This is a genomic window from Bacillus sp. TH30, assembly GCF_016650875.1.
GTDB lineage: Bacteria > Bacillota > Bacilli > Bacillales > Bacillaceae_G > Bacillus_A > Bacillus_A mycoides.
The window spans coordinates 1001409-1013663 of record NZ_JAEKEY010000002.1; the positions used below are offsets into that span (position 1 = coordinate 1001409).

General features: G+C 36.4%; 15 protein-coding genes and 1 other RNA gene. 4 read left to right on the plus strand and 12 right to left on the minus strand.

All coding sequences use genetic code 11. The features are described 5' to 3' along the window. Positions 1–26 precede the first annotated feature (26 nt). The 6 genes from JFU20_RS07245 to JFU20_RS07270 form a co-directional block, all read right to left on the minus strand. Positions 27–1166: a THUMP domain-containing class I SAM-dependent RNA methyltransferase gene (locus JFU20_RS07245; protein WP_002011868.1), complete on the minus strand. Its 1140-nt coding sequence runs from the start codon at positions 1164–1166 to the stop codon at positions 27–29. 180 nt (positions 1167–1346) lie between these two features. Next, positions 1347–1738, minus strand: an RNA gene (rnpB, locus tag JFU20_RS07250) — RNase P RNA component class B. A gap of 87 nt (positions 1739–1825) precedes the next feature. After that, a complete protein-coding gene (gene gpsB / locus JFU20_RS07255; RefSeq protein ID WP_000622428.1) occupies positions 1826–2161 on the minus strand; it encodes a cell division regulator GpsB in 336 nt (111 codons plus the stop codon). Positions 2162–2258: 97 nt separating this feature from the next. Next, complete coding sequence (locus JFU20_RS07260; protein ID WP_002011870.1) at positions 2259–2813, minus strand: SLOG family protein; 555 nt, start codon at positions 2811–2813, stop codon at positions 2259–2261. A 56-nt stretch (positions 2814–2869) separates the two neighbouring features. Further along, positions 2870–3295, minus strand: a complete 426-nt coding sequence (locus JFU20_RS07265) for a CotD family spore coat protein (protein WP_002011871.1) — start codon at positions 3293–3295, stop codon at positions 2870–2872. Between the two features lie 156 nt (positions 3296–3451). After that, complete coding sequence (locus JFU20_RS07270) at positions 3452–4090, minus strand: YppG family protein (protein ID WP_002086577.1); 639 nt, start codon at positions 4088–4090, stop codon at positions 3452–3454. A 177-nt stretch (positions 4091–4267) separates the two neighbouring features. On the opposite strand from JFU20_RS07270, the gene JFU20_RS07275 reads away from it, so the two are divergent. After that, positions 4268–4459 carry a YppF family protein gene (locus JFU20_RS07275; RefSeq protein WP_002030817.1) on the plus strand — a complete coding sequence of 64 codons (192 nt, stop codon included), beginning with the start codon at positions 4268–4270 and terminating at the stop codon, positions 4457–4459. 178 nt (positions 4460–4637) lie between these two features. On the opposite strand, the gene JFU20_RS07280 is transcribed toward JFU20_RS07275, so the two are convergent. Together JFU20_RS07280 and JFU20_RS07285 are read right to left on the minus strand one after the other, a co-directional pair. Then, positions 4638–4982, minus strand: a complete 345-nt coding sequence (locus JFU20_RS07280) for a YppE family protein (RefSeq protein WP_201038501.1) — start codon at positions 4980–4982, stop codon at positions 4638–4640. A gap of 15 nt (positions 4983–4997) precedes the next feature. Beyond that, complete coding sequence (locus tag JFU20_RS07285) at positions 4998–5240, minus strand: hypothetical protein (protein WP_002011865.1); 243 nt, start codon at positions 5238–5240, stop codon at positions 4998–5000. A 118-nt stretch (positions 5241–5358) separates the two neighbouring features. Between JFU20_RS07285 and JFU20_RS30550 the strand changes: the two genes are divergently transcribed. Further along, positions 5359–5505, plus strand: coding sequence for a phage portal protein (locus JFU20_RS30550; protein WP_307838389.1), 147 nt, complete (start codon positions 5359–5361; stop codon positions 5503–5505). 343 nt (positions 5506–5848) lie between these two features. Here JFU20_RS30550 and JFU20_RS07290 read toward each other — a convergent pair whose 3' ends face one another. Then, positions 5849–6874, minus strand: a complete 1026-nt coding sequence (locus JFU20_RS07290; RefSeq protein WP_201038502.1) for a DUF2515 domain-containing protein — start codon at positions 6872–6874, stop codon at positions 5849–5851. 103 nt (positions 6875–6977) lie between these two features. Here JFU20_RS07290 and recU point away from each other — a divergent pair, with 103 nt between their 5' ends. Both recU and JFU20_RS07300 read left to right on the plus strand, forming a co-directional pair. Beyond that, on the plus strand, positions 6978–7580 hold the full coding sequence (recU, locus tag JFU20_RS07295; RefSeq protein ID WP_002166063.1) for a Holliday junction resolvase RecU: 603 nt from the start codon (positions 6978–6980) through the stop codon (positions 7578–7580). Between the two features lie 66 nt (positions 7581–7646). Then, positions 7647–10334 carry a penicillin-binding protein 1A gene (locus JFU20_RS07300; protein ID WP_201038503.1) on the plus strand — a complete coding sequence of 896 codons (2688 nt, stop codon included), beginning with the start codon at positions 7647–7649 and terminating at the stop codon, positions 10332–10334. Between the two features lie 26 nt (positions 10335–10360). Here the strand turns inward: JFU20_RS07300 and JFU20_RS07305 are convergent, their stop codons facing one another. Genes JFU20_RS07305 through dnaD form a run of 3 tightly spaced genes read right to left on the minus strand, consistent with a single transcriptional unit; the run spans position 10361 to position 12253 of the window. Beyond that, complete coding sequence (locus JFU20_RS07305) at positions 10361–10879, minus strand: YpoC family protein (protein WP_002086586.1); 519 nt, start codon at positions 10877–10879, stop codon at positions 10361–10363. Between the two features lie 3 nt (positions 10880–10882). Continuing rightward, a complete protein-coding gene (nth, locus tag JFU20_RS07310; protein WP_000933020.1) occupies positions 10883–11530 on the minus strand; it encodes an endonuclease III in 648 nt (215 codons plus the stop codon). Between the two features lie 15 nt (positions 11531–11545). Continuing rightward, complete coding sequence (dnaD, locus tag JFU20_RS07315) at positions 11546–12253, minus strand: DNA replication protein DnaD (RefSeq protein WP_201038504.1); 708 nt, start codon at positions 12251–12253, stop codon at positions 11546–11548. Positions 12254–12255 lie beyond the last annotated feature (2 nt).

Genomic DNA, 12255 nt, shown 5'->3' on the forward strand with positions numbered 1-12255 from the left:
TATATGCGTGCTGGAGGAGTTTTATACTATGAATTACGCGGTGGACGCTTTCCGAAGTATTGATAGTAATCTGTACGGATAAATCCGTTAAACAGTTTACGCTTTTTCGATGCATCTTTCCCATAACATTTCTCAAATGCTTCATAACTTGTTAATAAATACATTGACCACGTATCTAATGGGCGGAATACCTCTCCCATTTCTTTATATAATTTTTCAACAAGCGCTCTTTCACTTAAACGTTCTCCGTATGGAGGATTCGTTACAACATAGCCATATTCCTCTTTTGTCGTGAAATCTTTTACTTGCATTTGTTTAAATGATATAAGATCCCCTAATCCAACTTCTTCTGCGTTATCTTGGGCAACTCTTATCATACGGTGATCGATATCTGATCCAATGATTTGCAATGGTTGATTATAATTAGCTAAATCTTCAGCTTCTTGACGAGCTTCGCGCCAATTTTGTTTACCAACCCAGCCCCATTCATCCGATGCAAAGCCTCGGTTAAATCCTGGTGCGATATTTTGTCCAATTAATGCAGCTTCAATTGGAATTGTACCAGATCCACAGAAAGGATCAACGAAAGGACGATCCGCCTTCCAGTTTGTTAACTTAATTAAAGACGCAGCTAATGTTTCTTTTAAAGGCGCTTCACCTTGCTCAAGACGGTATCCACGTTTATGAAGACCTACACCACTCGCATCGATTGTTAACGTCGCAATATCCTTGAGCATTGCAATTTCAATACGGAATAACGGTCCATCTTCTTCAAACCAAGTTGTGCGTCTATACGTTGTTTTTAATTTCTCAACAACAGCCTTTTTAACGATACGTTGGCAGTCTGAAACGCTAAATAATGTTGATTTCAAAGATTTCCCAATAACAGGAAATTCTCCGTTCTCTGGAATATAATCTCCCCAGTTTAACGCTTTTGTTTTTTCAAATAACTCATCGAATGTTGTTGCTTTAAATTCGCCGACTTTAATTTTCACACGGTCTGCAGTACGTAACCATAAATTCGTACGACAAATCGCTTTTTCATCCGCTTCAAACGTTACCTTTCCGTTTTCCACTTCACATTCATAACCAAGATCGCGAACTTCTCGGGCAACTAACGCTTCAATACCCATTGCCGCTGTTGCAATTAAAGTAACTTTTCCCATTTGCATTCACCTCTTATGTATAATCAAACAATAATTAATAACATGTTGTCCTATTAATTATCACATATTACGAAGAATATTCTCACTTACCATTTTAACTCACAACTTATAACTTCATACAAATAAAAAGCCCTCCTCTAACAAAGGAGAGCTGAGTTATTTCATAGTTGGTTCATAACGTTCTGTAAGCCATGTTCTGTTCCTTTGTACTGCAAACGGCCCACGCCTCGTACTCCGGTGGTAATCATCTATCTACAGGTTACGAAAACCTGTCCTTTTCCGTCGTTCATTTCCTTGGAAAAGATTCCCCTACCATTATTTGGGTTTCTCGCTCGTGGGGTTTACCTCGTTCCACTCCTATCATTTCTTCAAGGACTTCGTCACTGTGGCACTTTAAAGGTAGTCAAACCATATCCGAAAGGACTTAGGTTTTTTCCCTGCCGTTAAACCAGCCTTGCAGCCAGAATACCCTAGCTTATGACTTGGCTAGGCACGAACACTACAGCCATCTCAGGCCGTGCGAGCATGGACTTTCCTCTACAACGTTGGCGTTGCAGCGATTACCCAAACGTTATGACAAACATTAGTATAGTGGAAACAAAAAGATTTTGCAATGTTTTTTTCTATGTAAAATGCTTTAACCTTTTTGTTACCTTAATTTATTCGTATAACTTACTTCCAAATACAGCTTTTTCTAAATTAGATAGACGTTTTAAAATATCCGTATTCGTATTGTTATACACTGGTTGTGCAACTGGTGTTTGTACCGGTTGTTGCGGAACTTGTGTTGCCGCTACTTTCTGCTCTTCTAATTCACGTTTCAAACGAACGTTTTGTTGTTTTAATTGATCAAATTCCTTATGAAAAGCTTCATAATCTTTAATAATCATATCAAGAAACTTATCTACTTCTTCTTGTTGATAACCTCTCATACCTGTTTTAAATTCTTTTTCTAAAATATCTTTCGCTGTTAATTTAATTTTATCCGAAATCATTTTCTTCACCTCTAATTTTTGCCAAAGCTTTCATTAACTAAATTTTTTCAGAAACAATGCCTTTTGTCAATCAAATATACGAGTACTATATTACATATTACTCTGCATTATTCCACTGTTCCTCTTCCATTATATCTTGTAAATCAGAAAAAAGAATAAAATAACTGTGATAATTTTCTATTTCTCCTTTTTTCTTAGCTGCTTCTACAATATATTTAGGGCTCCCAGACTTTTCTTCATCATATACAGCTAAAAGTGCATCGCTTTTTTCAATAAAAAACTGATTCTTTAATTTAAATTGCTCTGGGCTTTCGTACTTCCGTTTCGTAATACTATCAATGTGATCTGCTTGCGAAAGAATAAATTCGTAATATTCACGGTTATCTTCCTTCCAATTTTCTTCTTGTTCTAAAAAAGGAGTAAATACCGCTAATTTTAAATCTGGATATTCTACTTGAATTTCAAAAACAACTTCAGCAGCCCATAGCTCTACTCCTAACTGGCCGCTAATAATAACCCATTCCAAGCCTTCTTCTACAAAAACAGTTAATTTACGACGCAGCGCCTTTTTTATACACTCTACTCCTGGATGATCATTTTTAAATATTCCAAGTTCAAACGGCTTATATCCTGTTACAGCAACAACCTTCATATCAACACTCCAATTACAAAAAAAGAACTAGCATTTCGCTAGTTCTAACATATCATTTACTTTTTAAACATTCCACCAACGTTTGGTCCGATATTTGGTCCAAATGGTGATACATTCGGTCCTGGTCCAAATGGTGATACGTTCGGTCCTGGTCCAAATGGTGATACATTCGGTCCTGGTCCAAATGGTGATATTTGATGCCCATGGTGATGATGGCCATGACCGCATGGTCCACATCCTCCGCCGAATCCTGGATCACCAGGATCTACAACGTTTACGTTCGAGTTTGTTTGTGGAAAGAAGCTTTGATTTTTAATTTGTTGATGATGAACATGCGTTGTATGGGTTGGAAAAATGTGTGGCACCACCGTTGTTGAAAAAGAATGTGTTACGCATTGTTTTGTTGGATGAATGACAGGAGCTGTCGTACAAATAGGTCCTACAGGCTTATGCCCTCCAAAGCAAGGATGACAATGATGCATAGTTTTTTCTCTCCTCTCTCATTAAAAAAATCTGACTACACTTTACAATATGAGCGAGGGGGTAAAGCCGCTTGTTATATATACCCATTTATTTCATGGAAATTTGTCTAGTATCCAAATTCATACGTAATACCTATTATAGACAACCCCCTACTATTATTTACCAAAAAAGCCCCCGACTTGCTTAACAATCCCTGTTACTTGATTCATCGCGTTCATCATTTGTCCAGCTGTGTTCATCATTTTATTTACATCGTAGTTACCATCTGATGATTTAAATTGTGAAACAAAACTAGAAAACTGACTTGGTTGCTGTTGCTGTTGCTTTTGTTTATTCATCGTTGGATATGGTTGTTTTGGTGGATAAAACATAGCTTGTTGATTTACATATTGAGCTGGCGACATGTAGTTTTGTGAATTCATATACGCTTGCTGTGGTTGATTCGTATACATTTGCTGCGGCTGATTCATATGCGGTTGTTGCGACTGATCCATGTGCGGTTGTTGCGGTTGATTCATATACGCTTGTTGCGACTGATTCATGTGCGGTTGTTGCGGTTGATTCATATGCGCTTGCTGTGGTTGATTCGTATATGCTTGTTGCGGCTGATTCATATGCGCTTGCTGCGGTTGATTCCCAAACGACACTTCAAATGGTTGATAATAATTTTGGTTTCCATAATGAGGCTCGAAAGGATACATATTATATCGTAAATATGTATCCTCATTATATTGGTACATATTTTGCTGTGCATATGGATTTGCTTGCTGATATACATTAGGTTGTTGAAACATGCATTCTCTCCTCCTTGGCATAAGTTTCTACATATAGAATATGTACCTATAAAATAAAATGTGTGACGGAGTACCTGTCTGTTTTTGTCGGAAGTTTAAATTTTTAAAAAAATTAGAAAGTAAACCCTTCCATGCTATGATAATAAGGAAGAAGATTCTCATGGGGGAGGAATCAACATGGTATTAGGGGATTTAAAACAAGCGTTTTCTCAAAAAAAGGGGTATTACACAGAAAATTCGAATGAACTGTTAGACTTTGCAAGACATTGTTATCTTGAAGGAAAAGTATGCATATCAGATTACCGAACATTAATACGAGAGTTAGAAATAAACGGTGCAACAAAACCTACAACAGTGACAGAGGCATAAAGTGAAACTTTAATCAGTGGGGGTTTTGTTCATCCCCCACTGATTATTAGCCTTCACCAATCGGGCTTTTACGGGCAGTTGATCTCCCACCTAACTTCATTGTTTCAGCCGAGTTTTGAGGTGGGAGTCTTACTGCCCGTTAACGCGGGATAAAAAAACAAGAGGGTTTTCCCTCTTGTTATTTACATTGATCTACGATATTTTGCAAAGTATACGAAATAGCTTGATGAGTTTCAAAGAAACGTTTGCCTTTTCCCTTATTAACAAAACATTGTAGCACATTAGTTTGTAAATTATCATACACTTGATCAATTTGTTGTGCATGTATATACTTAGGTCGTTCTTCCTTTATCCACCTATAAGCTAATTCTTTCCACATCTCTAACTCCGCATCTACAATATCAACAAATGGCTTCATATCCTTATAAAAATCGTATTCAGCCATCTCTCTTTTTTTCACATTCGCTTCATCATTATACTGCATTAACTTCTCCGAAGACTGGATTAATGCTTCATGTCCCATTTTGTTCCCACCTTATTATGCACTCACTACGACGTTTTGAAATGTCTTTACCCAGCTCCCTTTTTCTTCGTGATGCACTAATTTATTTTCCATATGTTCTATATGCATTTCTGTTATTTCTATCTTATTGCATATTTTTTCACCTTTATCCTTCAATGCATGATTCATTCTAATCCCAATCTTCATTTCCAGCAAATCGAGAGAACTTAACATTTGATCCATTTTTTTCATAACATCTTCCTTCTGAACCATCGCCATATTTAAAACGCCCCCTTCTTTGCCTTTCCTTTGTCATGTAATTTCGCCGATTGATTACTTACTCCTTCTCACATGACAAAACTAGTTGATATTCGTCAAAGAAATCATTTAGTATGCCATTTTTAGAAATGGTAACAATACAAAAAGGAGGTGTATTACGATGACAAAAAATAAAAACGAAAAAAAGAAAAAGCAAAACAAACAACAAAACAAACCTGAGACTGGTAATCCAAAGCTTGATGGTCCAAATTTCCCCGCTACATAAAGTGAAACTTTAATCAGTGGGGTTTTGTTCATCCCCCACTGATTATTAGCCCGCACCAATCGGGTGTTTACGGACAGCAGGGCTTCCACCTACATTCTTTGCTCCAGCCAAATTTTGAGGTGGGAGTTTTACTGTCCGCAAATAGCGGGATAAAAAGACACTTTAACCAAAGTGGCTTTTACAAACAACTATTTTCTAGTCTACCTTACCTCTTCGCTTTCGATAAGTGTTGAAGTTAAAGTCGTACTCCTGGCAAATAGCCGATTAGAAAGTAACTTGTTGTAGAGCATATTACTTTTAATAAAGAAGTCCCGCCTTCATTTAAGAAGGCGGGACTTCTTTATTATATCATGAACTCATCTATTCTTTTAACAAAACTACTTAATATAGAAAGAGTATGTATTTGCTCCCTCTTCTTTCTATACCATTCTGTTATATTAATTTCCCCCTTAGGTTTTTCAAGTAAAAATAATGAATCTATTTCCACCCCTTCACTAAACCAATCTTTTTCAATTAATTTTTCATGAGCGACAATAGAATACACATCCCGAAGAGCCGGCGTACATGATTTTCTAATTCCCCTTATATTACATTCATAATCCATCCTTGATCCTGTATGCCTAGTTTGCACTGCAAATTTATAAAAAGAAGCCTTATACTTTGAATGAAATAATAACCAAGCTAATTGTTTCCCCAGTTCTATACGTTTTTGCAACGTTTCAAATTGATAAACTGAAAATCCATACATTCCCCCTTCCACCGTTGGAAAAATAACTGCACTAACGTGAAATATTTCTTGAAATTTGAATAGTGCAGTATCAAATACATTTTTTTGAAAGTATGCATTCTCAATTACTGGTTTTTGAATTTTATTTTGTTCATTAATAATAAGTGCCGTCATAAGCCTATTTATATCTTTTTTCTCCCAAAACGCGACCCATTCTTTTTCCATAAAAATTGATATGTTGAAAAATTGTAACAAATGAAAGAGCGGCGCACATCTCTTTTTACTTTCCTCATACAGTAATAGTTGAGGAAATGCATCTAAAAAAATGAGCCAATTGGCTTTCTCATACAAATGAAATAATCGTCTCTTAACTGTTTGAGATAAAAGATTAGAATAATATTCTCCTTCTAAATCTGTCATGTTCCATCCCCCATTCCTTGAAACCATGCTTGCTAAAAAAGACCATCTAATTTCTCTATTTCTCAAATAATATTCTTGGTAAGATTGTGTACGTGAAATATTATCTACGTTAGCTACATCCGTGCTCTCCTTAATATTAAGAACTATAGCTTTTTCCTCTTCTGTACAAAAAATATCATTACGGGTCTGTTTAATTTTTTCGTAATCATTCCATCGAAACATGAATAAGTCACCATACCTTTCTTGAAAAAGGTCACATCTTTTTTCATTTTTTGATATAATCACCTTTGTAAGTAAATCTTATCAAGTTGGGAGTGGACAAAATATGACCATTCGTTACCCAAATGGAAAAAGGTACGATCAAGCTTCACAACCTCATAAAACACCAATAAAAAAAAATACTTACAGTAATAGAGGTATGTCCCTTGAAGAGGAATTGAATGACACCAATCAATATTACTTAACCCATAATATTGCATGCGTACATAAAAAACCTACACCTCTTCAAATTGTAAAAGTAGATTACCCCGCTCGAAGTGCTGCAGTGGTAAAAGAAGCGTATTTCAAACAACCTTCTACAACAGATTACAACGGTGTATACAAAGGGAAATACATCGATTTTGAAGCGAAAGAAACTAAAAATAAAACCAGTTTTCCACTTCAAAACTTCCACCTTCATCAAATTGAACATATGAAGCAAGTAGTCGCTCATAATGGAATTGCATTTGTTATTATTAAATTTACACTTTTTGATGAATTTTATTTATTAGATGCAAAACATATTATTGCATTTTGGAATCGTCAAAATACTGGTGGACGTAAATCGATTACTAAACAAGAAATAGAAGAGCATGGGTCTTTATTATCATGCGGTTATCACCCTCGAATTGATTATATCCGCGTACTAGACACGGTTTATTTTTCGTGATAGAGTCATCACTAAGGCTCTTTTTTCGACTTTTGGGGGAGAGAATGAAAGGTAGGAGAAAGTATAATGTCAGATAATTATCGTTCTCGTACAGAACGAAATCATGTAAAAAATCAAACGAAAGAAACTCATAAAGAAGAAAAGCCAAAGAAAAAAGGTTCCTTTTTCAAGAAATTCCTTATAGGTTGTCTACTTCTTGGTATCGTCGGCCTCGTAGCTGGCGTTTCGGCTTTCTTTGTTATGGTAAAGGACGCTCCGAAATTAGACAAATCAAAACTTGTCAATCCTTTATCAACAAAATTCCTTGATAAAAACGGGAATTTCTTCTATGAATACGGTGCTGAAAAACGAACCCATGTTACATACGATCAAATTCCAAAAGTAATTGAAAGTGCATTCCTTGCGACTGAGGATGCTCGTTTCTACGATCATAATGGAATTGATTTTAGACGTACTGGAATGGCAGTCATGGAAAATGTCACTGGTGGTTTTGGATCACAAGGTGGTAGTACGATTACACAGCAAGTAGTTAAAAACTATTTTCTAACGATGGACAAAACTGCAAAAAGAAAAGTGCAGGAATGGTACTTATCTTATAAGTTAGAGCAACAGTACTCAAAACATGAAATTTTAGAAATGTACTTAAATAAGATTAACCTCGGTAATCGCTCTTACGGTATTTCAACAGCAGCAAAAAAATATTACGGCAAAGATTTAAAAGACATACAACTACACGAAGCTGCAATGCTCGCTGGTTTACCCCAAGGTCCTAACATTTATGATCCAACAAAATCAGATAACGTTGATAGAGCAACGAAACGTCGTAATATCGTATTAACATTAATGAACCGACACGGGTATATAACGAAACAAGAAATGAATGACGCAATGCAAATCTCTGTAACACAAGGACTTCTTCCATCTTCAGAAGTGACTGAAATGAAGTATCAAGCATTTATAGATGCTGCTGTAAAGGAAGTTGAAAAAGAATACCCTGATGTAAATATCGGTTCAGATGGTTTAACGATTCATACAACACTTGATCAAGATGCTCAAGATTACGCTGAGAAAATTATGGATGGCAATCTCATTAAATATCCAAACGATCAGTTCCAAGGATCATTTGTATTTATGGATACACAGTCTGGAGAAGTTCGAGCAATTGGTGCTGGGCGTAAAGAAAGTAAGTCTACTTTCAAAGGTCATAATATGGCAGTTGATTTAAAACGCCAAGTTGGTTCAACAATGAAACCAATTTTCGACTATGGTCCAGCAATTGAGAATCTTCAATGGTCTACTTATCATCAATTAAATGACTCTGAATATACTTACTCTGATGGCACAAAGATTAAAAATGCTACGGGTAATTTTAAAGGTGACGTTTCACTTCGTGAAGCATTGAAGAAGTCATTAAACATCCCGGCTTTAAAAACAGCTCAAACAGTCGGTATTCCTAAGGCACAAGAGTTTGCTGAAGGTTTAGGAATGACGTTTAAAGATGGGAAAGCATATGAATCTACTGCAATCGGTAGTAATGAAGGCTCTCCGTTAGATGTCGCTGGAGCTTATGCAGCATTTGGAAATGACGGTGTATACAATAAACCTCATTTCGTTAAAGAAGTTATTTTCCCAGATGGAAAAAAGAAAAGCTTTAAACCGAAAGAACAACGCGCAATGCATGACTATACAGCTTACATGGTTACTGACGTTCTTCGTGACGTAGTAAAACCTGGTTCTGGCGGTACAGGTCCAACAGCATATGTTTCTGGATTCGACGTTGCTGGTAAAACAGGAACACAAAACTTTGATAAATCTGTTATTAAAAAATACGGTATTCCAGCAGATGCCAACAGAGATAGTTGGTTCGCAGGATATACACCACAATATACAATGGCTGTATGGACTGGTTATGAAAAAGATAGCCCAGAAAATTACATTAGCGATCGTTCTACTAGAATTGCTCAGCAAATGTTCCAAGCAATGATGAGCAAATTTGCTACGGATAAATCTCGTTTCGAGCGCCCTTCTTCTGTACAAGAATTAAATGGAGAACTGTACATTAAAGGTGCGAAAAAAGATGCAGTTAAAGAAATTAAAGTAGATCCACCTAGTGGCCTTAATGTCGCTTTCGATGGCGCTAGCACAGTGACACTGAACTGGTCTGGACCATCATCAAATGTTGATGCATACGCAGCAAGCTATAAAGCTACTGACGGTTCTAGTGGTAGCTTATCAGTAAGCGGTACGACAGCTACTCTTGGTGGTATTAAACCAGGTGTTACTTACAGTTTCTCTGTAGTAGCGAAAAAGGGTACTGGAACAAGCCCTGCAGTTGGTGCATCCTTCACTGCCCCTGGCGGAACTCCAGATGCGAAAAAAGCTGACGAAGAAGCCCTGAAAAAGACCAATGAAGATAAACTAAAACAAGAAGAAGCTAAGAAAAAAGCTGATGAAGATCAGCGTAAACAGCAAGAACAGCAGCAACAGCAACACCAAGAACAACAACGTAAACAACAAGAACAACAGCAGCAACAAGAACAACAACGTAAACAGCAAGAAGAAGCTCAAAAGAAAGCCGCTGACGAAGAGGCTAAGAAGAAAGCTGACGAAGAAGCTAAGAGAAAAGCCGACGAAGAAGCTAAAAGAAAAGCTGACGAAGAAGCTAGAAAAAAAGCTGAAGAGCAACAACAGCAACAAAATACCGGAGGAGATATACCTCACGCGGACGGAAATGTTGTTACAACAGAGTCTTAATAAACAAAAAAAGAAGTCGGTTTCTCTTAATGAGAAATCGACTTCTTTTTTGTTATCATTTTCTTTACATATAGCTTTTCTATTTCGATATACAACTGTACTAATTGAATATACGAATGGTAATTACTCGGTTTCTTTATAATAAATGAATATCGCTCCATAAAATTAACAGGTTGTACTTCCAATTTATTCGTATTTACTTGCATCTCATTCAAACTATGAACAGGCTGCTCATTTAACCAATATATAACCGATAGAAAGTGCGCTGCAAAAAGAATCATCGGACCCTCAGCTTCTTGTTTTTTTCTGTTCCGAAATAGTATAGCAATTTCTTCATGCTTGCTTTTCCATATATTTAACACCGCTGGAATACTTGTTTCAATTTCATTCCATGGCTCATATTTTCTTTCAATATCAAATATAAAGTAAGTATTTTGTATTATCTCTTCAAAAGATTGGTCTGTGTGATACGTAATCGAATTTGCACTCTCTTTAAAAAATGGTACGCACCGAAACTCTTTCGGTATTTCTATAACTCGCTCCATCCTTTATTTCCCCTTCATTCGTTTCTTTCCTTCGCGACATATTTCTAGTAATCGACACTCTTCACATTGTGGTCGCTGCGCCTTACAGTAATAACGTCCGAAGAAAATCATACGGTGGTGTGTAACTCCCCACTCATCCATTGGAATCTTCTTCATCAATGTCTTTTCCACTTCTAACACAGAATCTTTCCATCTACAAATTGCTAACCGTTTACTCACTCTCTCTACATGCGTATCAACAGCAATCGCTGGAATCCCAAATGCTACCGAAACAACTACATTCGCTGTCTTTCTCCCTACTCCTGGTAATTTCGTCAGCTCATCACGGTCTTCTGGAACTTTCCCGTTATAATCATCTAGTAACATCCGGCACAATTTTTGAATATTTTTCGCCTTATTTCTAAACAATCCAATGGAACGTATATCTTGTTGTAATTCTTCTAAAGACACACTTAAATAATCTTCTGGTGTTTTATATTTTTGAAATAAGTTTTTCGTCACTTTATTCACAAGTGCATCTGTACATTGCGCAGATAATGCCACTGCGATTACAAGTTCAAATGGATTATCATGAATTAATTCACAATGCGCTTCTGGATACATATCCGCCATTGTATCTAAACAATAACGAATTTGCGTTTTGTTCAACATATCTTTCCTCCTACACTACTGCTCCAACCAATTATAAAAAGGCACTTTCCCAGTAAATTTCGTCTCTTGTTTTGTCGTTTGTTGTGTGCGTTGTTGATTCGCTCTAAATTTCTGGCCTTGATTTTGCGCTTGATCTACCGTTTTAATTCCGTTCTTTTTCCACTCAAACAAAATACGATCAATATACCGGAAATTAAGTTTACCACTCATAACAGCTTCACGAAGAGCCGCTTGAATTAAATTCGGATGGTGTTGATCTTGATCTTCCCACATCCCTAATGTTTCACATTCAAATGGCGAAAGTGGTCTTCCGAATTCTTTTTCAAATACTGTATATAAATTTACTTGAATTTGCTTTTGTTCTTTTTGCTCTTCCTCTATAGATTCATTCATTAAAAAGTGCAATATTTTTTCCCACAGTGGTTGTAAAGAATAACTTTCACACATCATCGCTTCAGATTTTCGTCCACCTTCTAGTGCTAAAAAACCTTTTTGGATTAAAGTCTGAATCACTTCCATGCATTTCATTTCTGTTATCGTCATCCGTTCTGAAATCTCTGAAGGAGTCGGGAACGAATTACCTGATTCTAAAAATGTGTGTACATGAAGTACTACCATAAATTCCGTCTCATTTAAACCTAGCTTTTTATAATGCATCATAAGCAATTTAGGAATCGCTATGCTTCCCTGTTCAAACCATTGTAACATCATTTTCTTTTTCATCA

What these genes read in the sequence shown, in the direction of transcription:
- JFU20_RS07245 (WP_002011868.1), bottom strand. Translation starts at nt 1,166, where the DNA reads ATGGGAAAAGTTACTTTAATTGCAACAGCGGCAATGGGTATTGAAGCG.
- gpsB (WP_000622428.1), bottom strand. Translation starts at nt 2,161, where the DNA reads ATGATTTCGGATAAAATTAAATTAACAGCGAAAGATATTTTAGAAAAA.
- JFU20_RS07260 (WP_002011870.1), bottom strand. Translation starts at nt 2,813, where the DNA reads ATGAAGGTTGTTGCTGTAACAGGATATAAGCCGTTTGAACTTGGAATA.
- JFU20_RS07265 (WP_002011871.1), bottom strand. Translation starts at nt 3,295, where the DNA reads ATGCATCATTGTCATCCTTGCTTTGGAGGGCATAAGCCTGTAGGACCT.
- JFU20_RS07270 (WP_002086577.1), bottom strand. Translation starts at nt 4,090, where the DNA reads ATGTTTCAACAACCTAATGTATATCAGCAAGCAAATCCATATGCACAG.
- JFU20_RS07275 (WP_002030817.1), top strand. Translation starts at nt 4,268, where the DNA reads ATGGTATTAGGGGATTTAAAACAAGCGTTTTCTCAAAAAAAGGGGTAT.
- JFU20_RS07280 (WP_201038501.1), bottom strand. Translation starts at nt 4,982, where the DNA reads ATGGGACATGAAGCATTAATCCAGTCTTCGGAGAAGTTAATGCAGTAT.
- JFU20_RS07285 (WP_002011865.1), bottom strand. Translation starts at nt 5,240, where the DNA reads ATGGCGATGGTTCAGAAGGAAGATGTTATGAAAAAAATGGATCAAATG.
- JFU20_RS07290 (WP_201038502.1), bottom strand. Translation starts at nt 6,874, where the DNA reads ATGTTTCGATGGAATGATTACGAAAAAATTAAACAGACCCGTAATGAT.
- recU (WP_002166063.1), top strand. Translation starts at nt 6,978, where the DNA reads ATGACCATTCGTTACCCAAATGGAAAAAGGTACGATCAAGCTTCACAA.
- JFU20_RS07300 (WP_201038503.1), top strand. Translation starts at nt 7,647, where the DNA reads ATGTCAGATAATTATCGTTCTCGTACAGAACGAAATCATGTAAAAAAT.
- JFU20_RS07305 (WP_002086586.1), bottom strand. Translation starts at nt 10,879, where the DNA reads ATGGAGCGAGTTATAGAAATACCGAAAGAGTTTCGGTGCGTACCATTT.
- nth (WP_000933020.1), bottom strand. Translation starts at nt 11,530, where the DNA reads ATGTTGAACAAAACGCAAATTCGTTATTGTTTAGATACAATGGCGGAT.
- dnaD (WP_201038504.1), bottom strand. Translation starts at nt 12,253, where the DNA reads ATGAAAAAGAAAATGATGTTACAATGGTTTGAACAGGGAAGCATAGCG.